The following is a 20,446-nucleotide window of genomic DNA, read 5'->3' as shown; positions in this document are numbered from 1 at the left end:
CCTATTCGGCGGCGCGGATTAGCATTTGCGGCGATGCTGCGGGGGCGGGCGTGGCATTGGCGTGGGATGCCTCGGCCTTATGTTTCGCCGCCCGCAGCGCCTTGGGACCATAGCGGTCGCGCAGATAGGCCAGCGCGAATTGTATAGCCAGCCCGCCAAAGATCAGCGCGCTGTCTTGCGCGAAGCCACCGGGATGGATCGTTTTCACCGCCTGTCCGGCAATCGCCAGCACGGTGCCGGTTGCAAACACCGGCAGCGAATGGCGACCTAGCATCCGCAGCGGTTCCAGCGCACGCGTCGCGGCGATACGCGGGATGAGGCCGGGGAGCGACAAGATATAGGCCAGCGACAACAGGTGCAAAAGGCGCGGCAGCGATTCAAATGTCTTGTCAAATCCGGCGACAAAGAACGGCACGCCCCATTGACGCAACTGCCAAGTGCCATGCCCGAAATTCTTCAGCATCCAGTCGGAATTGACCCAAATAGCGGTCAGCACCAACCAGCCTGCCGCCAGCACGACCAGCCAGCCACGCACAGGCACCAGCCGCCGTCCTTGGCGCAGCGCCAGCCCGGTCAGCAACCCGAAGGTAAACACCAATTGCCACGCGAAGGGGTTGAAGAACCACCCGCCGGGCATCGGATAATTCGGCAGGTTGATACGGAACAACCCCGCCACAGCCCAAAGCCCGACCGAGGTCGCAAGCAGACCCAACGGCGCGCGCTGACCCAGCCGGATCAATCCCGGCGCCATCAGCAACAGCACCATATACATCGGCAGAATGTTCACATAGCCAAGCTGATGCCCAAGGCTTGCAATGCCAATCAGAAATCCGAACGGATCGGTGGTAAAGGTCTTGAACGCGTTCTTGGTTAGCATCGCATCTGCGCCCCAGAACTGCACCGCCGCCGAGACAATCGCAATCGCCCAGATCGCGGTCATCATATGCACCAGATACAGCAGCCATGCGCGTCCCCACAGCCGCGAGGTGCCCTCCCAGTTCAGCCCGCGCGCCAGCGCCGGACCATAGGCCAGCGCGGCGGCGATGCCTGACATAAAGACAAACCCCTCCGCCGCATCGGAAAAGCCCAGATTGCGGGTGGTCAGATGCTCATAAAAGTTGCCCGGAATATGATCGGCAAAGATCATCACCAAGGCCAGCCCGCGAAACAGGTCGATCCGCAGATCGCGCACTGATTTCACGGCACCGGGTTGAGGGGCTACGATATCACGCATGGGCGGGGCTCCGGCCCGAGGCCGAGGAGAGCTCGACGCGGGCGTCATCGGGGGCCGGGAAGGCGTTGTCCCAGCGGGTCAGGATACGGTCGTGCAGCGCCACGACGGGGGGTAGGGTGGTCTCGGACGGCACGCGCATCAGGTTGGAATGCGCAGGCTTTGACGACCATGAAATCAGCCACGGCGCGGCCAGCATCGGCAGCCCCACGGGCAGCAACCAGAACAGCAGACCCGGCGCGAGGAAATAGGTCAGCACAAGTCCGCCCGCGCCGATAAAGACGATCCACCACGAGGCAATAAAACCCTCGATCAGGCTAAGACGGCCATCGCCGCGATTGTTCGTCGGCCAGCCGCCATCGCGCCCCAACACCACCTGAAACACCGAGCGCGTCGCATAGGCCAGCAGCACCGGCGCGGTCAGCGAGGAAAACGCCAGCTCGGCAACCGTCGAGGAAAACGCTACCGCAGACCCTCCGAAATCGCGGGCATGACCCAGCAGCGCCGCGCGCGCAGCGATCAACAGTTTGGGCACCAGCAGCAGGCCGAACACGCCAATCGCCAGACCGATCGCCTTGGACGCCTCGGAGGGCGGGAAATAGGGGAAGGGCCAATAGGGTTCGGGGAAGTAATCCGGTGGCGGCACGAACAGCGGCGCCGCAATCGAAGCCGCGAGAAAGCCCAGCCAGAACAGCGGCGCGATATAGGCCATGATACCTTGCGCAAAGACAAACCGCGACCAACCACGCAGCCCCGGCGCGCCGATGATACGGGCATGTTGCAGGTTGCCCTGACACCAGCGACGGTCGCGTTTGGCATGATCTACGATGTTTTCCGGGCCTTCCTCGAACGAGCCCTCAAGGTCATCATCCAGCCGCACCAGCCACCCCTTGCGCGCCAGCAAAGCCGCCTCAACGTAATCGTGGCTCATGACATGGCCACCAAAAGGCGGGGTGCCACGCAGCGCGGGCAGGCCGCAGGATTCTGCGAACGCGTGGGTGCGCACGATGGCATTATGGCCCCAGAACGGCCCGGTGCGACCCTGAAGCATCGCCAGACCACGTGCGAAAACCGGCGAGAAGAAACTGGCCGAGAACTGCATCGCGCGGGCAAAGCGCGAGCGCGCACGGATCACGCGGGGCAGGGTTTGCAGCAGGCCAAGGGTCGGTTCGGCCTCAATCCGGCGGATCATCTGCAAGATCGTCTCGCCTTCCATCAGACTGTCGGCGTCCAATATCAGCGCGTAATCATAAGCCGCGCCTGAGCGCGTCATGAAATCCTCGATATTGCCGGCCTTTTTGCCGATATTATTGACCCGGCGGCGATAAAAGAACCGCCCGATCCCGTCGCGCTCTTCGATGAGATGCGCGAAAACCAACGCCTCGCGCGCGGCGATGTCTTCATTGCGCGTGTCTGACAGGATCGCGAAGTGGATGTTGGCCTTCTCGCCCGTGGCCGCCAGCGAGGCATCCATTGCCGCCACACGCGAAAACGTCGACACCGGGTCTTCGTTATAGACCGGCACCAACACCACGGTTGCACCTTTGATCGGCGCGCTTGCGTCGAAACGCGGCGCACGCGGGAGCGTTGTCAGGCCGATCAACGCCTGCACCGCGCCCCAGGCAAGCCAGAGCGTCGAAATCAGGATCAGAACGGCGCGCACGACATCAAGGGTCTGCAAGCCATCGGCCTGACCGAATTGCAAGAACAGAACAAAAGCCCCAAAGCCCGCCATCGCCGATAGCCCCACCGCAAGAATGCGCAGGGCGATCAGCACGGCACCGCGAGGGTGCGCCAGCCAGCCCATGTCAGGTGGTGCCTCGCAGGGAGTCGTCACCGCCAAGGCCAAGCCAACGGGCCAAGCGGGTGCTTAGGCGCAAATCAGGTTCGATTTTCTGTTGCGGCATCGCAAGCGGCGCAGTTGGCAGCGCGCAAGGGCCGGAAATCAGCGCCTCGGGGGAGGGGCGCATCGCAACAAAAGGGTCCGCCATTGCGGGGACGGTCGGCAGCGTAAGAGATGGGTTCATGATCGGTTCCACTGGTAAAGCCAGGTTTCAGACAACTTGCGTCCAAAACCCGAAAGGTGTGCAGAAAGTTCCACTGGCGCATCGCCATCGGCGGAAACATCCAACACAAGCCGCCACACGCCGTCCTGCTCGACCTTAGAAAGTGTCTGTGTCACGATTTCCCCTTTGCCCGCATGCGTGACGACCTCAATCGTGTCAGCGGCTCCTGCGGGAAGGTTCGCGATCTCTCCACCCTTGAAATCTATAACAAATTTCCGGGTTCCTTTGGTATTCTCAACGCCCGAGACGCCACCGGTTCCGGCGCGTGTCTCGTCTATATGGGCACGGGCATCGCCACTATCAGGGGGCAGATCGCCCCAATCCAACCGATAGGCGAATTCCAGCGCATCGCCAGCCTTGGCGGGGGCCTCGGGGACCCAGAAGGCGACGATATTGTCGTTCACTTCCAGCTTCGAGGGGATCTCGACAAGCCGGATCATGCCTTTGCCCCAATCGCCCATCGGGGTGACGCGGGCCGAGGGGCGGCGTTCGTAATGGGCCGAAGCATCTTGGTAGTGATCGAAATCGCGATCGCGCTGATACAGCCCAAAGCTGCGCGGCGCGGTCTCGGCGAAATAGGACGACGCAAGCGTGCCGGGGTTCTGCAACGGCCGCCAGATCAGATCACCATCGGATTGTTCAATCCCCAGCCCGTCACTGTCATGGACCTTGGGACGATAATCGTCGAAATCGGCACGGTTGCGCGGACCATACAGGAACATCGAGGTCAGCGGCGCGACCCCGAGTTGTGGAATGTCAGCGCGGATGAATAGTCGGGCCGTGACCTCCATCGCGGTCGCCTCGCCCGGCGTAATGACAAAGCGATACGCCCCAGTCAGCGATTTCGAGTTCATCGCGGCATAAACCGTGATCGTCTGGGCACTGGGCTGCGGCGTCTCGATCCAGAAGCGGGTGAAACGCGGGAATTCCTCGGCCACGGATAGACCGGTATTGAGCGCCAGACCACGCGCCGACAGCCCATAGGCTGAGCCACGCCCAAGCGCGCGGAAATAGGACGCGCCTTGGAAGGCGACCAACTCATCCATCACATCGGGACGGTTGATCGGGCTGTGCAGCCGGAAGCCTGCGACACCGGGAAGTGGCACATGCTCGGGGACGATTTTGCGCGCCTCGCGCTCGTAGATGAAATCATCGGTCGAGAAGTTCATCGGGCTGGATTGCCCGTCAGCAACCGAGAACATTTGCACCGGCTCTTTGAACAGCCAGCCCAGATGGAAGGCCTGCAACTCGAATTGCGTGTCCTTGATATCGGCAAAGACCGCTTTCTTTGGGTCAAACCGGATCAGGCGATAGGTGTCATAGGTCAGCTTGCTGAGGAATGCTTCGCTGGCCGTCGCGGGCGCAACCGGCTCGCCTTTGGCTTCGCTTTGCATTTCGCTTGAGAGCGTATCAAAGGAAAACGGCACTTGCTGCGGCGCAGCAGGCGCGGGGGCCGGTTCCGGCGTAGCGGGGGCAGCAGGCGCTGGTGCTGCGGCATCCTGGGCCAAAGCCGGACGTGCAGGCAGGCCCGCCAAAGCCAAAAGGCCAAACGCAGAGCCCGCACCAAGCAGGGCGCGGCGGGTCGGACGAGACATCGAGACAGGCTGGGAAGAGTTCATTGGTTTCCCTGCATAAACAGAAGGTTCGCGCTCATACATAAGCACGGGTCGGTGATTGCATAGTCACAGCATCGTAAAACTTTCAAGAGAGTATAGTGGCCAAGCCAAGCCCCACGGGGCGAGCTATGCAAAATTTGCACAACCTCGCCCATATTTGCCACCTAAAGCGCGGTTTCCCGCCGATTTTTGCTGTGGCTCGATCACAAATGCTGCATTTGCAAAACTGTGAAGCAGTTTGTGAGTGACGCTAAATGCCGCAGCCCAGAGCGATTCTCGGTATGATTCCGCCCGTTACGCTTGACAGGCGAGACCCGCTTGCGCAGGTAAAGGATAGCTTTTGCGGGGGCTGACAAAACGCGGATCCTCCGCCTAAGGCCCGCCAAAGAACGGACCGGAGAGAGAATGTCGCCAGCCCTGATCGCCGCCTTACCGTTTCTGGGTGCAGCCCTGCCCGCCCTTTTGATCCGCACCGGGCGCAACAATGCTGCGTCCGTTTCTGCCGTGATCACCGGGCTCGCGTTGTTGGGGCTGCTGTTGCATCTGCCGACCGTGTTGGCGGGGGGTGTCGTGGAAAGCCGGATCGACTGGCTGCCGTGGCTTGGCCTGAATATCAACTTCTGGATTGACGGTCTTGGGATGTTGTTTGCAACGCTGATCCTTGGGATCGGTTTGCTGATTATTCTGTATGCGCGCTACTACCTGTCCAACAAGGATCCGGTGGGGCAGTTCTACACCTATCTGCTGCTGTTCCAAGGTGCGATGGTGGGGATCGTTCTTTCCGACAACATTCTGCTTTTGCTGATCTTCTGGGAGCTGACCTCGCTGTCGTCCTTCCTGCTGATTGGCTATTGGAAGCACCTGCCCGCAGGTCGCCAAGGTGCGCGCATGGCGCTGACGGTGACAGGTTTGGGCGGGCTGTCGATGATCGCGGGGATGCTGATCCTTGGCAATATCGTGGGCAGCTATGACATCTCGGAAATCCTGAAACATAAGGATGCGATTCAAGCCAGCCCAATGTATCTGCCCGCGCTGCTGCTGATCCTTGGCGGCGCGTTTACCAAATCGGCGCAGTTCCCGTTCCATTTCTGGCTGCCCCGCGCGATGGCCGCCCCCACGCCGGTCTCGGCCTATCTACATTCGGCAACGATGGTGAAGGCGGGCTTGTTCCTGATGGCGCGTATGTGGCCGGTGCTGTCTGGCACGCCCGAGTGGTTTTATATCGTCGCGGGGGTCGGGCTGATCACCATGCTGATCGCCGCCAAGATCGCTATTTTCAAACATGATATGAAGGCGCTGCTGGCTTATTCCACCGTCTCGCACTTGGGTCTGATCACCTTCATGCTGGGGCTTGGCACGCAGGCCGGCGCGCTGGCGGCGGTGTTTCACATCATCAACCACGCGACCTTTAAGGCGGCCTTGTTCATGTCGGCGGGCATTGTCGATCACGAGGCAGGCACGCGTGATCTGACCCGCGTCAGTGGCTTGCGCAAGCTGATGCCGATTACCTTTGTGATCGCGACGATTGCCGCGCTGTCTATGGCGGGGATTCCCTATTTCAACGGCTTCCTGTCCAAAGAGATGATGCTAGAGGCCGCCGCCCATACCGCGTTTCTGGGCAATGATTGGATCGTTCCCGCGCTGGCGACCTTGGCCGCGCTGTTCTCGGCCACTTACGCGTTTCGCTTTATCAGTCACGCGTTTTTCGGCCCGGTCAGCAAGGATATGCCCCAAACGCCCCATGATCCGGTTTTCGGTATGTGGTTTAGCCCGGCCTTCCTGACCGTGCTGGTGGTGGCGATCGGGGTGTTCCCTATGGCCGTGGCCGGTCCCTATGTGCAGATGGCGACCAATGCTGTGGTGGGCGGGGGCTATCACATGCACACGCTCAAGATCTGGCACGGGCTGACGCCAGCGCTTATCATGTCGGTGATCGCGGTGACGGGCGGTTTGCTGTTTCTCGCCGCACATGCGCCGCTGCAACGGTTGTGGGATGCCACGCCGCGCCCCGATGCCAAGGTGATCTTCGATTGGATCGTTGCGCAGGTGCAAAGCGCGTCGGATTGGATCACGCAAGGGCTGCATAACGGCGCGATGGCGCGCTATCTGATGCTGTTCACGCTGGCTTCGGTCGGGGCGGGGCTTTACGCCTTCACGACCGGAACGCTGGGAGCGCAGACGCGCGCCCTGACGCCTGTGAACGGGGCGGCGATCACGGCTTGGCTGCTGCTGCTGACGGCGGCGGTCTGCATCGTGGCTTTGCATCACAACCGTATTCTGGCGTTGGTGCTGATCGGGATCGTCGGGCTGACGGTGTCGATGTCGTTCATCTATCTCTCGGCCCCTGATCTGGCACTGACGCAAATCTCGGTCGAAGTGGTCACGGCGGTGCTGATGTTGCTCGCGCTGAACTTCCTGCCCAAGGTCACCCGCATCGAATCCAGCCGCTTCAAGATCAGTTTCGACGTGATGCTGTCGGTCTTTGCGGGCGTGGCGGTGTCGGGGCTGATTTACGCGTTGCTGATGCGTGATTTCGCCTTTGCGCCGATGTCGGGATATATGCTGGACAACAGCTATAATCTGGCAGGCGGGGATAACGTGGTGAACGTGATCCTCGTGGATTTCCGCGGCTATGATACCTATGGCGAGATCACCGTGCTGGGCATTGCCGCGCTGGTGATCTTTGCGTTGACCGAGACGCTGTTGCAGGGGGCCTCCTCGCGCAAGCTGATCGCGTGGCGGCCGGATGTGGCGCGCGGAGGGGACAAGCACCCGCTGATCTTGCTGATCGTGACGCGGGTGATGATGCCCATTGCGCTGGTGGTCGGGCTGTATATCTTCCTGCGCGGCCATAACGAGCCGGGCGGTGGGTTTATCGCCGGTCTGGTCGTTGCGATTGCGCTCGTGACGCAATATATGGCCAGCGGTTTTGCTTGGACGCAGGCGCGCCAGAAGGTTTATTACCATGTGCTGATCGCCTCGGGCGTGTTGGTGGCGGGCATCACGGGCGCAGGGGCGTTCTTTAATGACATGCCCTTCCTGACCTCGGATTTCGGCTATTTCAAACTGCCGGGCTTGGAGAAGTTCGAACTGGCCACGGCGGCCGGGTTTGACCTTGGCGTGTTCCTTGGCGTGGTCGGGTCGGTCATGCTGGCACTGGGCGGGCTTAGCCGCTTGGCACGGCGCGCCGCGATGGGTGAACAAGACGGCGAAGAAGGCGCGCATATCGCGGCTGAAAAGCCCGAGGCCCGCGTGCTGGCCCCGCTTGCCGCCGGGCCTTATCCGCCCGAGGCCAAAGTGCCGCGCCGCTGGTGGAGCACGGCGCGCGCCGCACAAGAGGCCACCAAGTCCGAACGCGATCAGGTCCATGAAAACAAAGTAAAAAACAAGGAGGAGGATCACTAATGGAAGTGCTTGTCTCCTCAGCCATCGGCGTTCTGACCGCTGCCGGTATCTACATGATCTTGCGGCTGCGCAGCTTTCCGGTCGTGATCGGGATGTCGCTGCTATCCTACGCCGTAAATGTGTTCCTGTTCGCCACCGGGCGTCTGGTGGTGAACCAACCGCCGATCCTGCGCGAGGGCGTCACGAGCTACACCGACCCGATCCCGCAGGCCCTTGTGCTGACGGCAATCGTGATCTCGTTCGGGATGACGGCGGTGGTGGTGATGCTCGCGCTCGGGGCCTTTATCGAGGCGGGCGATGACCGGATCGACCTTGACGAGAGCGAGGGCGATCAATGATGGAGCATTGGATTGTTGCCCCGGTCGTGCTGCCTGCGATGCTGGCACCGCTGATCGTTTTGTGGATGCGCTACGATCTGGTGACGCAGCGTGTGGCCTCGGTTCTAGGCATGTCGGCGCTGCTGATTTTGGCGATTGTGCTGATGGTCTCGGCCTCTAATGGCCCGCCTGAGGTCTACCGCCTTGGCGATTGGGAGCCGCCCTATGGCATCGTGCTGGTGCTCGACCGGCTGTCGGCGCTGATGCTGGTGCTGAATGCGATATTGGGTCTGGTCGTGGTGCTGTATGCCATCGGGTCGGGCTGGGACCGGCGCGGCTGGCATTTCCACTCGCTGATGCAGTTCCAGATGATGGGGATCAATGGCGCGTTTCTGACGGGCGATGCGTTCAACTTGTTTGTGTTCTTCGAGGTTCTGCTGATCGCCTCGTATGGTCTGATGATTCACGGCGGTGGCAAGGCGCGGCTGAAATCGGGCGTGCAATATGTCGTTTATAACCTTGCGGGATCGACGCTGTTCCTGTTCGCGCTGGGCACGATCTATGCGGTGGCGGGCACGCTGAACATGGCCGATCTGGCGCAAAAAGTCGCCAAGATGCCTGCCGATGATACCGCGCTGATCGCGGTGGGCGCAGCGCTGTTGATGCTGGTCTTTGCCGTCAAGGCAGCGCTGGTGCCGTTCCAGTTCTGGTTGCCTGCGACCTATACCAACGCGCCCGGCCCTGTGGCGGCGCTGTTTGCGATCATGACCAAGGTGGGCGTCTATGCCATCGTGCGGGTTTACACGCTGATCTTCCCGATCACCGGCACGACGGGCACGCTGGCGCATGATCTGTTGTTACCTGCCGCTTTGGTGACGCTGGTGATCGGCATGGTGGGTATTTTGGGCGCGCGTGATCTGGGGCGTGCGGTGACCTATTCGGTGATCGGCTCGGTCGGCACGATGATGCTGGCTTTTGCGCAATTCACCCAAGGGGCGACGGCGGCGGGGTTGTATTACTTGGTCCACTCAACGCTGGTGGCCGCAGCGCTGTTCCTGATCGCCGATCTCGTGCGTGAGCGGCGCGGGCGTTGGGGCCTGTCGCTGGTCGATGCACCGCTGATGCGCAATCACGGGATGCTGGCGGCGTTCTTCTTTATCGGCGCGCTGGCGATGGCGGGGATGCCGCCGCTTTCGGGCTTCCTTGGCAAGCTGATGATTCTGGACGCCACGCGCGGGCAATGGGGGCTGTGGGCGACGGTGCTGATTACCTCGCTGATCGCGATTGTCGGCTTTGCCCGTGTGGGTTCGCAGGTGTTCTGGCGTCCCTACGGGTTTGCCGAGGAAGAGCCCCCCGAGCTGCCCAAGGATATGACCTCACCCGCGTTGGCGTTCACCGCAACGGGGGCGTTGATCGCAGGGCTTGTGGCCCTGACGGCGCTGGCTGGTCCGGTGAGTGGCTGGATGCAGGGTACGGCATCGCAGCTCTTTACGCCCGCAATCTACATCGACGCGGTGATGGGAGGCGCTGAGGAACGTGCCCAGGAGGCCGCCCGGATCGGTCAGCACGCGCATGGCCATATGGAGGTGATCGACGAGATGCGCCAAGAGGACGCTGGCAGCGATCCGCACGCCACCTCACCGCAAACCGAAACTCCGCAGACCGGGCATGACGCCCCGGCCGCGCATTGAGGGAGGGCGCATCATGATCCGCAAGCTACTGCCCCACCCGTATCTGACGCTGACGCTGACTGGCATCTGGCTGCTGCTGGCCAATAGCTACACGCTGAACTCGCTCGTCTTCGGGCTGCTGGTTGGGTTGGTGATCCCGTGGATGACCTCTCCCTATTGGCCCGCGCGCCCCCATATCGGTCATCCGATCAAGATCATCGAATACATGTTCGTCGTGATTTGGGATATTATCATAGCCAATATCACGGTCGCGAAAATCGTGCTGTTCATGCCCAATGCGAAGCTGCAACCGGCTTGGGTCACCGTGCCGCTTGATCTGATCGAACCAGAGGCGATCACGGTGCTTGCCGGCACGATCACGATGACGCCGGGCACGCTGACGGCGGAATTGGCCGCTGATGGTCATTCGCTGTTGGTGCATTGCCTGCATGCGCCCGATGTTGATGCGGTGCGCGATGAGATCAAGACCCGTTACGAGGCACGACTGAAGGAGATCTTCGAATGATCGCTTACGCACTGATCTTCGCTTTCGCCTGCTATTGCGCGGCGCTGTTGTTCAACCTCTACCGCGTGGTCAAGGCGCCCGGCGTGACCGACCGCGTGCTGGCGCTCGATACGATGGCGATCAACGCAATCGCATTGATCGTGCTGTTTGGCATCTATGAGGGCACGGCGCTGTTTTTCGAAGCCTCGATCCTTTATGCGATGACGGGGTTCGTGGCGACCGTGGCGTTTGCCAAATTCATCCTACGCGGCGATATCATCGAGTGAGGGCATCATGGAATTGATCTGGGATATCGTGATTTCGGCCTTCCTCGTAATCGGTGGGATATTTGGCTTTGTTGGCTCGCTTGGCCTTGTGAAGCTGCCCGATCCGATGACACGGCTGCATGCCCCGACCAAGGCCGCGACCGTGGGCGTGGGTTCGGTCCTGATCGCCTCGATGATCTGGTTCGCGGTCAAGCAAGATCACCTCAGCCTGCATGAGCTGATAGTGACGGTGTTCATCTTTCTCACCGCTCCGGTCACAGCGCATTTCATCTCCAAGGCAAATATCTTTCGCGACTGGCCTGCCGATAAGCTGCCCCGCCCGGCAGGCGAGGGCGAATGGGCGGTGCATCAGTCCGATGCCGATACCTCAAAGGAAGAGTTGGCTGGCGAGCAAGAGACCGAGGCGACGCAGCAGGACTGACGCGGCGATGTCTGTTTCTGCGCGACAGTTTACTTCATGATGCAAAGCTTGAGCCCCATCTCTTCGAAGCCGACATCCAAAATTGATGAAACGCCAGTCCCGACTGGACGGGCCTGTACAGCCGGTAGCTCAATGGAAATCGCGGCTGGGGAATAGGCGTTTGGCTTGATCGCGCGGGTGGTAGGCGCGGGGCGGGTAGCGTTGTGGGCGGGGGGCGTCGTCGGCTTGGGGCTGGGTGATGCCGATGACCTCTTGCATCGGGTGGCCGAGAGAGGAAATCCGGGCGGAGAGGTCTTCGATCTGTTCGGCGATCAGATGCACGACGATGCCTTCGCGTTGCAGCTGCCCTGTGACGCGCAGCAAGCGCCCGCCCATGACGATGCGGCGAAAACGCTCGTAAACCTTTGGCCAAACTACGATATTCGAGACGCCGGTTTCGTCCTCTAATGTCAGGAAAATCACGCCCGAGGCCGTGCCGGGGCGCTGGCGGGTGATGACAAGGCCGCACACGGTTGTGCGTTTGATCGGTGCGGTGGCGAGTTGATCATGCGGCGTAAGCCCCGCGATTGTAGGGCGCAAAAGCTCCATCGGATGGGCGCGCAGGGACAGGCGTAGGGCGACGTAATCTTCGACCACCTCTTCGCCCAAGTGCATCGCCGGCAGCGTGACTTGCGGCTCAGACAGCCCCTCGCCATCCAGCGGATTGGCAAATAGCGGCAGCGGTTTGGGGGCGCGGATCGCGCGCACCGCCCAAAGTGCGTCGCGCCGCGTCAGCCCCACCCCCGAGAACGCATCCGCCTCGGCCAGACGTTCCAACACGCCCGGCGCAAGCCCCGCGCGCAGCCACAGGCTTTCGGGATCGCGATAGCCATTGCCGCGCGCGGCTACGATCCAACCCGCGTCCTCTGCGCGAAAGCCTTTGATCTGGCGAAACCCGAGACGCAGCGCCAAGGCACCATCGCCGCGCCGTTCCAGCGCATTGTCCCACGTGCTGTGATTGACGCAAACGGGGCGCAGCTCTACTCCGTGTTCGCGCGCATCGCGCACGATCTGCGCGGGGGCATAAAACCCCATCGGCTGGGAATTGAGCAGCGCGCAGGCGAAGATTGCCGGGTGGTGGCATTTCAGCCAGGACGACACGTAGGTCAGCATCGCAAAGGCGGCCGCGTGGCTTTCGGGGAAACCATAATCGGCAAAGCCCTCGATTTGGGAAAAGCATTGCTGTGCGATTTCAGTTGAGTAGCCGTTTTTCAACATGCCATCGACGAAGCGGTCGCGATGCGCGCCAATCGTGCCCATACGCCGGAACGAGGCCAGCGAGCGGCGCAGCTGATCGGCCTCTTCCGCCGTGTAGCCCGCGCCGACCACGGCGATCTGCATCGCTTGTTCCTGAAAAAGCGGCACGCCAAGCGTTTTGCGCGTGACCTCGGCCAAGGCAGGGCCGAAGGGTTCGGGGGCCTCCACCCCTTGCCGTCGCCGGATATAGGGCTGCACCATGCCGCCCTGGATCGGACCGGGGCGCACGATGGCGACCTCGATCACCAGATCGTAAAACGTCTTTGGCTTCATCCGGGGCAAAAAGTTCATCTGCGCCCGGCTTTCCACCTGAAACACCCCCACCGCATCGGCGCGTTGCAGCATCTCGTAGGTCGTGGCGTCTTCTTGGGGAACGCTCTCCAGAGTGAGGCGGGTCTTCTCGTGTGCCTCCAGAAGATCGAAACTTTTGCGCAGACAGGTCAGCATCCCCAGTGAAAGGATATCGACTTTGAGAATGCCCAAAGCGTCGATATCATCCTTGTCCCATTCGATGACTGTGCGATTTTCCATCGCGGCGTTTTCAATCGGGCAAAGCGCATCAAGGCGTCCGCGCGTGATGATGAACCCGCCGACATGCTGGCTAAGATGGCGCGGAAAGCCGATGATGTCCCCGATCAAACGGATGGTTTGCGCAAGGCGGCGGTCGTCGGGGTTGAGGCCCAATTCGCGGATCCGTGCGGGATCAGCGCCGCCGTTCGATTGGCCCCAAATCTGCCCCGAAAGACTGGCGGTCACGTCCTGACTTAGCCCCATCACGCGGCCCACCTCGCGGATCGCGGCACGGGTGCGAAAATGGATCACCGTGGCGCAAAGCCCGGCGCGGTGGCGGCCATAACGGGCATAGATCCACTGGATCATTTCCTCGCGCCGCTCATGTTCGAAATCCACGTCGATATCGGGCGGCTCGCCGCGATGGCGCGAGATAAACCGCTCAAACACCATCCCGATCATATCGGGCGAAACATCCGTGATCCCAAGCAGATAGCAGATGATCGAATTGGCCGCAGAGCCGCGCCCTTGACATAAAATACCGCGCGATTTCGCCTCGGACACAATGTCATGCACGGTCAGGAAATAGGCGGCATAGCCCAGCTCGGCCACGAGGGTCAGCTCTTTGGTGATCAGATCATGCACCCGCGTGCTGGCCCCATGCGGATAGCGCCGCTTGATCCCTTCGCGTGCAAGGCGTTCCAGACGGCCCTGCGGGGTTTCGTCATCCGCAATCTCGTCGGGATATTCATAGCTGAGTTCGCTCAGATCAAAGCTGCACCGCGCCGCGATTTCCAGCGTGCGGCGCAGGGCGGCGGGGTGATTGCGATAAAGCCGCGCCATGTCAGACGCCCCCTTCAGGCGGCGTTCGCCATTGGGCAAGGCGCGGGTGCCGATGGCGTCAATCGTGATCCCCTCGCGCAGACAGGTCAGCACATCGGCCAGTTGCTTGCGTGCGCCGTGATGCATCATCACATCGCCCACTGCCACCATCGGCGCAGCCGTGCGCAGGGCCAGCGCGGCACAGGCCGAGAACCACGCCTGATCCGAGCCGTCATAGCGCGGCGCGGCGCCCAGAAAGACATGCCCCGGATAGCGCCGTGCGAGGCTTTGGATCGGCGCGCGCGAGCAGGTCAGATCGGGGGGCGGCAGCGCAATCAGGATCATCCCCTGACAGCCCGTTTCAAGATCGGCCAGATCAAGGTAACACTGCGCTTTTTCCGCGCGCCGTTTGCCCCGCGTCAAAAGCTGCGAAAGCCGTTCATAGGCGGCGCGGTCGGTGGGCAAAGCAAGCCACTCCACCGCGCAATCACGCAATACCAACCGCGTGCCAACAATCAGCTTGGGCAATGTCAAAGCAGGGGCATGGGGCAGATCAATCGGATGGCCCACCTCCTGGCGCGAACAGCTATCAAACTGCTGGCTCGATCTGACACGCAGCGCCGCGTCCGTCTCTTTGCGCAAGGTTTTCAGCGCGCTATAGGCCCGCACCACGCCCGCCAGCGAATTACGGTCGGTGATCGCAATCGCCTCCAGCCCCAATTCGGCGGCGCGCAGCACCAGTTCTTCGGGATGCGAGGCCCCCGTCAGAAAGGTGAAATTCGAGGTGACGCACAGTTCAGCATAGCTCATGCAAACGCCCCCTGCACAAACCAGCCCGGATTTTGCGGCGTGTAAAACAGCCAAAGGCGGCGGCCCTCGCGGGTGTCCACCTTCCAGTAATCGCGCAGACCAGAGCGCCACGCGTCATCCTCCAACCACCATTCCGGCGTGATGCGTTCCGGTCCCGTGGCGCGCGCAAGCGTGAAGGCCATGCGCCGCCAGCGAAACTGCTTTGGCGGCTGCGGCCCCGTCCCTGTGATCGGTTCGGGCGCAAATAGACGCAGTGGGCGCGGGCGCGGGGAGGACCAACCGCTTTCGGGGGTGGAATAGGCCGCGGGCGCGATCAGAAAGCTGCGCTCGGGGATATGGCTGTCGGCGGGCAGAAACCGCTGGATATTCTCCAGCCCGATCCGCGTGCCGATACGGGTGATCAGATCGTTCAGCCGGTCGGGGCTGGCTGGCGTGGCCATAGCGCCGGTTTGTTGCACCGGCAGGCGCTCGACCACCGTCGCCTCAAGCCGCATCCGGTCAATCCCGAAGCCTGCATCCACCTCGCCCAAGCCGCGCGCAAACAGCGGCAAAATCCGCGCCGGATCGCGCATCGCAGCGGCCAGTCGCAACGTAACCTGCTGGCTGCCCTGATCGACGCGGCGCAGCGTCAGCGTCAGTTCACGCGCCCCCGTTTCGTAAGCTTTGAGCTTGTCACAAAGCGGGTCTAGCAGCCGGGCCGTGGCCGCCATCACATCTTCAAACAGGCCGATGGGGTCTGGAAAACTTAGCGCGATGCCGTAATGGGGCGGCTCGACCTCGGGAGAGATCGCCTCGCCAACCTGACCCAACGCCTGATCCAGCCGCAACAGCAGTTCCGGCCCAAACCGACGGGCCAAAGGCGCGCGGGCCGCAGCGGACAGATCACCGATGCTGCGCAGACCAAGCCGCTGCAAGGCGGTTACCGTGCCCGCATCCAGCCGTAGTGCCGCCACGGGCAAGGCGTTCAGGTCCGTGCCGTGTTCATCGAAATGCGCAAACGCCCAAGCCGCGCCGCGCGTGGCCCCCATCCCAAGCCGCAGCGTCAGCCCCGCCCGCGCCATTCGCGCGCGCATATCCCGCAGCATCGTTCCCGCACCGCCAAACAGATGCGCGGCCCCGGTGACATCCAGCACCAACCCGTCCGCGCCTTCATATCCCACCCAAGGGCAATAGCGCGTGGCCCAGCGCCGCAGCGCGCCCAGAAAGCGCTGATCCAGATCGGGGCGCGCGGGCTGGCTGATCAGATCGGGGCAAAACGCGCGGGCATCGGCACAGCTCATGGCGCGATGCAGGCCCAGCCGCTCGGCCGCCATGTTCAGACAATAGATTCGGTCGGTGTTTTGCTGCTTCAACGTCAGCGCAAAGGGGCCCTCAATCGGGCGTGCGCGTAAAACCCGGTCGCTCGCCAGCCGGGGAAACCACATGCACACGACGCGTTTCGCGCTCCCATCGAACATTCCAGGCCCCAATCGTTCCTGCTTTGTTCTTAATAATTTCCCAGCGCATCAGAGTCGAGTCATCCCTTGCAGGATCAAAGACCGGCGCGGCATGCCACCGGGTCTCGGCCGCGTTCGACCCCATGCCTTCGGGAATCAGACACAGCCCCGTCGTGCCCCCCGCTTTGGCCGCCAGTTGCAGCCGCCGCCCCTCGCGCAGATCAAGCGTGCGGGTGGTTTCGATCACCACAAAAGGCAGCGCGCCATCCTTGAGCGCCTCTTCGGCAATCGCGAGACTGTCGGTCTGGTTTTGCGTGCGCGCCAGCAAAAGCTGTGCGGGATCAAGGAAGGTTTCAAACCCGATGGGGTTCAACTGCGCGCCCTGCCACGCCTGCCCGATCCACAGCACAGCCCCCTTCGCCCCCGCAATGGCCGCAAACGCGACGCTGGCGGGGCCGTAAACCTCATGCACCCGCCCGCAGCGCAAAGGAAACTGGGAAAGACGATCAGCTTGCATAACACCGAAACTACGGCGATCGCACGTCATTGCCAATGGGGCGGTTCATGGCCTCCAGTGCTCGTGAGTGCTGCAAAGGTGAATGAATGACCGCTAAGGTTAGAGTGTATCGAGAGGCTATGAAAGTCGGGTAAGGGCCAGGTTCGGCTCGTATCACGCGCGGACAATCAATATCCGCCGACACGATCACTTCTTCTCGCGTGCCGCTTTTTCTTCTTTGGTTAGTTTGTTGTTCCATGAATTGTTACTCAAACCCAATTCGCTTGGAAGGGGTTTGGTTTTCCCGACGCTGACCGTGCCGCCTTTGTTCAGGAATTCCTGAATAAGCGCATCATCCGTGGTTTCTTTGGGGACATGTTTCATGAGCATATAATATCAGATCGGTCGCACGCGTGTCACGCATCATTTGGCGCTGATCGCTCGGGTTGATCATGATGAGGCAGAACCAGTCGACTTGCATCAGCAGCATCGCATTGGGTGCGCTAAAGGGATGGATGCATGAAATTGCGGGATCATCGCCAGAGGGGATTGCGACATGATGATCTATGGGTGAACACCTGCGCCGTTCAACAAGAGGTGTGGAACGTCACGGACCTTTGACTCTTTGGATTACCGTTACCTCAGTAAATGAGTAAATCTCATCATTCAATTCTGACTCAAACGTCGAGCATTTCTGACCTAGTACGTATTTTGGCCTTTCGTCGAAGTTGGGTTGAATACATCGAAAGAGCCGAGTTGGACAAACTCTGCCATTGGCATCAACGGTGCTGAGGCACAGCTTGCGCCAGTAAAATCTCCAAATGCTGTCCCCAGCTTGTCCTTTGATAATCGCCACCACGTTTCACACATTTCAGGCATCCTAAAAACGAAAGGAAGCAAGGATGTCAAAAGCACAAAATATGAGCCAGAAGGCCGCCGCCCGCATTCAGTCCGCAGGCGCGGCCAAGACGGGGGGGCAAACGGCCAAGGGAAGTTTCGCCGCGCGTGCGCAAAGTGCCGCTGCAAAAAGCGCTAACCGGTCCAGTAGCAAGAAGTGAAGGGTTCGGGATGGTGGTCAATCCACCATCCCGTTATCGAGGTGCAAGATGTACTACACAAAAGACAAAGCGTTGAACAAGTTGATTTCAGGCGAAGTAAATTCTGGAGCGCATTTCGTCCGAGGAAAGAAACATGCAAAGCTGTTCTTCGCAGGTGGCGGCCTACTTGTATTTTCGCGTACGCCGAGTGACCGCAGGGCAATTCGGAATGTGAAGGCAGACCTGGCCAGATTGCATCGACAGCAGGCTCAAGCATAATGCGCCACGATATTACACCTATCCCTCAACCGTCAGAAATCGTCGCATTCCTGATCCGTGCGATGTCTCATGTAGACGACGCCAATGAGGCAGGCCTTAAGAAGGAGCTGCAACGCCTTCGTAAAGGCAAACCGTTGTCTCCCGACGCAGCAAATGACCTTCTGAGAAAGCACCTGCGCGATTTTCATGATGCAAATGGCAATGAATATTGGGCGGCAACCGATTTCTTGCCAATGCTTGAGGAATACACACAATTGTGCCTTCGTCTTGATTGTGCCGCTTTGCCCTTCCAGGTCGTGCGCGGAGTTTTCGATAGGGTAGTATTCGGCGTCTTCCAAGACATCTTCCGCAATCCCGCGTGAAAGACCAGGGGGCAACACGGCTTGCACTAGAAATCGAGACCAAGCCCGGTTTGCGCCGTGGAGTGGAGAACTGGGAAGCTTCGATCAAGCGGTGGTCGAAAGGCGAACACGACATTCAGATCAACACTATACTGGCGCTGTTGAAGAACTGGGATCGGAAATTCGCGCGAGCTCTATTGGGAGCGAGGCTATACCAACGCTACTGCGACTTGAGTTTGGTCGATTGCCAGAAGCATGTTCTAGACTACGAAATACCCTTCAATCTCGATGTAATTCAGTCAGCGATTGGAAAGCTAATGCAGTTGCCAGATCTTCGGCGCAGCTGCGAGCTGACAGATGCACAACAGAGCGCTGTCAATGAAATTGCGCGGCTTACGGACCCACGCCGAGAAAAGATGCATGGCGATGCTGCCACTGCCGAAACTCTTTTCGAAAGTTTGGAGAGCTCTTTGCGCGGGCAACCTCGTTTGGCAGGTCTGGGCTTCTACCGGGGGCATTATTTTGCGCAAATGGGCGAGCTCGAAAGCGCACTTAAGGCTTTTGATAATGCAGCCGATTGGTTCCAGTTTCGCAGTGCAGTTCAGCTCAAGAGGTGCCTTCATTATGTTCTTAACATTTCGCAGATGCTTGGGAAGCAACGGATCTATGGGAAGTGGAAAGGGTTTTGTGAAGGCCTAGGTCTGAGACTCGACATCCCAGATGCAAATCTCGCGGTCGCGAGGGATTTTCCCAATTTGTTTCCCGAAGCGGATCCTGTTTTCAAGTCGCATCCAGTCGAAAACTATGTCCTCGATCTTTCAAAATGGGAAAACCGCCTTGTCGACCTTCGCAACCCGAACCGAACTATCAAAGGATACGGCCCGACCCCGTCTCCTCAGCTCGCAATTTTTGCGCATCTCGGACAGCTCGACAAAGTTAAGCAACTGTTAGCGGCTGGAGCTGATCCAAATATCCTGGATCAAAGTGGCGGCTCGGCGCTTTTGAACGCGCTTCAGGGTGGTCATGACACGTGCTTTTGGGCCTTGATGCCAATGACGCGCAGAGAGCTGATCAACAGCAGAACAAAGGGCGGTAAATCCCTGCTCTTTGAAGCGATTGCCAACGGGCGGGCGGACATTCTTCAAGCCCTTCTGGACCAAGGTGCAGATGTTGAAATGAAGGGGCCGAAGCAACAAACGGCTCTGTTCGAAGTGGTCGGACACTTTGCAGACCCAAACGCTTTTGTCCAAGCGGCGATGCAGAACGGAATGGCTGGCGCCGACATCCCTGCGGCCTTGCGTAAGACAAGCTCACCGTTCGTAGATGAGGAAGTCAAGGCGCAATCAACTTCTCAATACACCCCTGAGGAATTGGCCATTCTGCCAGAGATCGCAAAGCAATTTGTCAGAGGAGACAGCTCAGCAATCCGTGAAATCATCCGACTTCTTCTGGATGCTGGCGCCGATGTAAATGCACCGATCGGAGAGGGGAAGTTGACGCCATTCTTGTATGCTGCCGAAGTGGGAAACCCTTGGCTCTTAAAATCGCTCATCGATCATGGTGCTGAAATTCGTTCGCGCGATGCGCGCGGCGGAACCGCCTTGTCACGCCTTCACTTCTTTGGCCATTCGCGACTGGTGTCAGAATTTCTTAGCTGGTTACCACCGTCAGATCGGATTTGGCTGAGAGAGACAGCGATGTTCGACTGATCATCCCCGCGGTCTGAATAGTCAGCGGATCGGTCTGACCGCAAGAACACTTATTGGATCTCGCTCCTTGCCCAACCATAGCTGCTTCGCAAACGGTCCTTTGCGCAACGTGGACCTATGGGCCATTTAGGTAGTTGCAAAATCCTGTTGCATAGTAGCTTTGTAGCGTAAGCGGTGCGCCGCTCCCACACT

General features: G+C 60.2%; 16 protein-coding genes. 8 read left to right on the top strand and 8 right to left on the bottom strand.

Annotated elements, in window-relative coordinates; genetic code table 11:
- Position 1: 1 nt before the first annotated feature.
- The 4 genes from DT23_RS03325 to DT23_RS03310 are packed head-to-tail and all read right to left on the bottom strand — an operon-like array spanning position 2 to position 4,916.
- Entirely contained in the window at positions 2-1,234 is a 1,233-nt protein-coding gene (locus DT23_RS03325; RefSeq protein ID WP_051697021.1) for an OpgC family protein, read from the bottom strand.
- Positions 1,227-3,038 (bottom strand): glucans biosynthesis glucosyltransferase MdoH, encoded by a 1,812-nt coding sequence (gene mdoH, locus DT23_RS03320; RefSeq protein ID WP_038128227.1) that lies wholly within the window; start codon positions 3,036-3,038, stop codon positions 1,227-1,229. Before mdoH ends, DT23_RS03325 begins: the two co-directional genes overlap by 8 nt.
- 1 nt (position 3,039) lies before the next feature.
- On the bottom strand, positions 3,040-3,258 hold the full coding sequence (locus DT23_RS03315) for a hypothetical protein (RefSeq protein ID WP_038128224.1): 219 nt from the start codon (positions 3,256-3,258) through the stop codon (positions 3,040-3,042).
- A complete protein-coding gene (locus DT23_RS03310) occupies positions 3,255-4,916 on the bottom strand; it encodes an OpgD/OpgG family glucan biosynthesis protein (RefSeq protein WP_038128223.1) in 1,662 nt (553 codons plus the stop codon). The genes DT23_RS03315 and DT23_RS03310 overlap by 4 nt, the downstream gene beginning before the upstream one ends.
- Positions 4,917-5,318: 402 nt before the next feature.
- Here DT23_RS03310 and DT23_RS03305 point away from each other — a divergent pair, with 402 nt between their 5' ends.
- From DT23_RS03305 to DT23_RS03280, 6 genes are read left to right on the top strand one after another with little or no spacing between them, the layout of a single operon-like run.
- Positions 5,319-8,318 (top strand): monovalent cation/H+ antiporter subunit A, encoded by a 3,000-nt coding sequence (locus tag DT23_RS03305; RefSeq protein ID WP_081846899.1) that lies wholly within the window; start codon positions 5,319-5,321, stop codon positions 8,316-8,318.
- Positions 8,318-8,656: a Na+/H+ antiporter subunit C gene (locus tag DT23_RS03300; RefSeq protein ID WP_038128221.1), complete on the top strand. Its 339-nt coding sequence runs from the start codon at positions 8,318-8,320 to the stop codon at positions 8,654-8,656. The genes DT23_RS03305 and DT23_RS03300 overlap by 1 nt, the downstream gene beginning before the upstream one ends.
- Positions 8,656-10,326: a monovalent cation/H+ antiporter subunit D gene (locus tag DT23_RS03295; protein WP_081846898.1), complete on the top strand. Its 1,671-nt coding sequence runs from the start codon at positions 8,656-8,658 to the stop codon at positions 10,324-10,326. Before DT23_RS03300 ends, DT23_RS03295 begins: the two co-directional genes overlap by 1 nt.
- A 13-nt stretch (positions 10,327-10,339) precedes the next feature.
- The gene (locus DT23_RS03290) at positions 10,340-10,831 is read left to right on the top strand and encodes a Na+/H+ antiporter subunit E (protein ID WP_038128331.1); all 492 of its coding nucleotides are present in this window, start codon (positions 10,340-10,342) and stop codon (positions 10,829-10,831) included.
- Entirely contained in the window at positions 10,828-11,097 is a 270-nt protein-coding gene (locus DT23_RS03285; RefSeq protein WP_038128220.1) for a K+/H+ antiporter subunit F, read from the top strand. The genes DT23_RS03290 and DT23_RS03285 overlap by 4 nt, the downstream gene beginning before the upstream one ends.
- Positions 11,098-11,104: 7 nt before the next feature.
- Positions 11,105-11,518 carry a Na+/H+ antiporter subunit G gene (locus tag DT23_RS03280; RefSeq protein ID WP_038128218.1) on the top strand — a complete coding sequence of 138 codons (414 nt, stop codon included), beginning with the start codon at positions 11,105-11,107 and terminating at the stop codon, positions 11,516-11,518.
- Between the two features lie 129 nt (positions 11,519-11,647).
- Here the strand turns inward: DT23_RS03280 and DT23_RS03275 are convergent, their stop codons facing one another.
- From DT23_RS03275 to DT23_RS19680, 4 genes are all read right to left on the bottom strand, one after another.
- Positions 11,648-14,956, bottom strand: a complete 3,309-nt coding sequence (locus DT23_RS03275) for an error-prone DNA polymerase (protein ID WP_038128216.1) — start codon at positions 14,954-14,956, stop codon at positions 11,648-11,650.
- Positions 14,953-16,413 (bottom strand): Y-family DNA polymerase, encoded by a 1,461-nt coding sequence (locus tag DT23_RS03270; RefSeq protein ID WP_038128214.1) that lies wholly within the window; start codon positions 16,411-16,413, stop codon positions 14,953-14,955. The genes DT23_RS03275 and DT23_RS03270 overlap by 4 nt, the downstream gene beginning before the upstream one ends.
- On the bottom strand, positions 16,328-16,939 hold the full coding sequence (locus DT23_RS03265; RefSeq protein WP_240473535.1) for an ImuA family protein: 612 nt from the start codon (positions 16,937-16,939) through the stop codon (positions 16,328-16,330). The genes DT23_RS03270 and DT23_RS03265 overlap by 86 nt, the downstream gene beginning before the upstream one ends.
- Before the next feature lie 156 nt (positions 16,940-17,095).
- The gene (locus DT23_RS19680) at positions 17,096-17,278 is read right to left on the bottom strand and encodes a hypothetical protein (protein WP_162177169.1); all 183 of its coding nucleotides are present in this window, start codon (positions 17,276-17,278) and stop codon (positions 17,096-17,098) included.
- Positions 17,279-18,203: 925 nt separating this feature from the next.
- Between DT23_RS19680 and DT23_RS19325 the strand changes: the two genes are divergently transcribed.
- Both DT23_RS19325 and DT23_RS03250 read left to right on the top strand, forming a co-directional pair.
- A complete protein-coding gene (locus DT23_RS19325) occupies positions 18,204-18,566 on the top strand; it encodes a hypothetical protein (RefSeq protein WP_156023841.1) in 363 nt (120 codons plus the stop codon).
- The gene (locus DT23_RS03250; RefSeq protein ID WP_038128206.1) at positions 18,563-20,254 is read left to right on the top strand and encodes an ankyrin repeat domain-containing protein; all 1,692 of its coding nucleotides are present in this window, start codon (positions 18,563-18,565) and stop codon (positions 20,252-20,254) included. The genes DT23_RS19325 and DT23_RS03250 overlap by 4 nt, the downstream gene beginning before the upstream one ends.
- The last annotated feature ends 192 nt before the right edge of the window (positions 20,255-20,446 follow it).

It is taken from the genome of Thioclava indica (assembly GCF_000714545.1).
Taxonomy (GTDB): domain Bacteria; phylum Pseudomonadota; class Alphaproteobacteria; order Rhodobacterales; family Rhodobacteraceae; genus Thioclava; species Thioclava indica.
Note: the sequence above shows the minus strand (reverse complement) of the source record. Positions and strands in the feature narration are given on the sequence as shown.

What these genes read in the sequence shown, in the direction of transcription:
- DT23_RS03325 (WP_051697021.1), bottom strand. Translation starts at nt 1,234, where the DNA reads ATGCGTGATATCGTAGCCCCTCAACCCGGTGCCGTGAAATCAGTGCGC.
- DT23_RS03295 (WP_081846898.1), top strand. Translation starts at nt 8,656, where the DNA reads ATGGAGCATTGGATTGTTGCCCCGGTCGTGCTGCCTGCGATGCTGGCA.
- DT23_RS03305 (WP_081846899.1), top strand. Translation starts at nt 5,319, where the DNA reads ATGTCGCCAGCCCTGATCGCCGCCTTACCGTTTCTGGGTGCAGCCCTG.
- DT23_RS19325 (WP_156023841.1), top strand. Translation starts at nt 18,204, where the DNA reads ATGCGCCACGATATTACACCTATCCCTCAACCGTCAGAAATCGTCGCA.
- DT23_RS03280 (WP_038128218.1), top strand. Translation starts at nt 11,105, where the DNA reads ATGGAATTGATCTGGGATATCGTGATTTCGGCCTTCCTCGTAATCGGT.
- DT23_RS03310 (WP_038128223.1), bottom strand. Translation starts at nt 4,916, where the DNA reads ATGAACTCTTCCCAGCCTGTCTCGATGTCTCGTCCGACCCGCCGCGCC.
- DT23_RS03285 (WP_038128220.1), top strand. Translation starts at nt 10,828, where the DNA reads ATGATCGCTTACGCACTGATCTTCGCTTTCGCCTGCTATTGCGCGGCG.
- DT23_RS03275 (WP_038128216.1), bottom strand. Translation starts at nt 14,956, where the DNA reads ATGAGCTATGCTGAACTGTGCGTCACCTCGAATTTCACCTTTCTGACG.
- DT23_RS03265 (WP_240473535.1), bottom strand. Translation starts at nt 16,939, where the DNA reads ATGACGTGCGATCGCCGTAGTTTCGGTGTTATGCAAGCTGATCGTCTT.
- DT23_RS03270 (WP_038128214.1), bottom strand. Translation starts at nt 16,413, where the DNA reads ATGTTCGATGGGAGCGCGAAACGCGTCGTGTGCATGTGGTTTCCCCGG.
- DT23_RS03315 (WP_038128224.1), bottom strand. Translation starts at nt 3,258, where the DNA reads ATGAACCCATCTCTTACGCTGCCGACCGTCCCCGCAATGGCGGACCCT.
- DT23_RS03290 (WP_038128331.1), top strand. Translation starts at nt 10,340, where the DNA reads ATGATCCGCAAGCTACTGCCCCACCCGTATCTGACGCTGACGCTGACT.
- DT23_RS03300 (WP_038128221.1), top strand. Translation starts at nt 8,318, where the DNA reads ATGGAAGTGCTTGTCTCCTCAGCCATCGGCGTTCTGACCGCTGCCGGT.
- DT23_RS19680 (WP_162177169.1), bottom strand. Translation starts at nt 17,278, where the DNA reads ATGCTCATGAAACATGTCCCCAAAGAAACCACGGATGATGCGCTTATT.
- mdoH (WP_038128227.1), bottom strand. Translation starts at nt 3,038, where the DNA reads ATGGGCTGGCTGGCGCACCCTCGCGGTGCCGTGCTGATCGCCCTGCGC.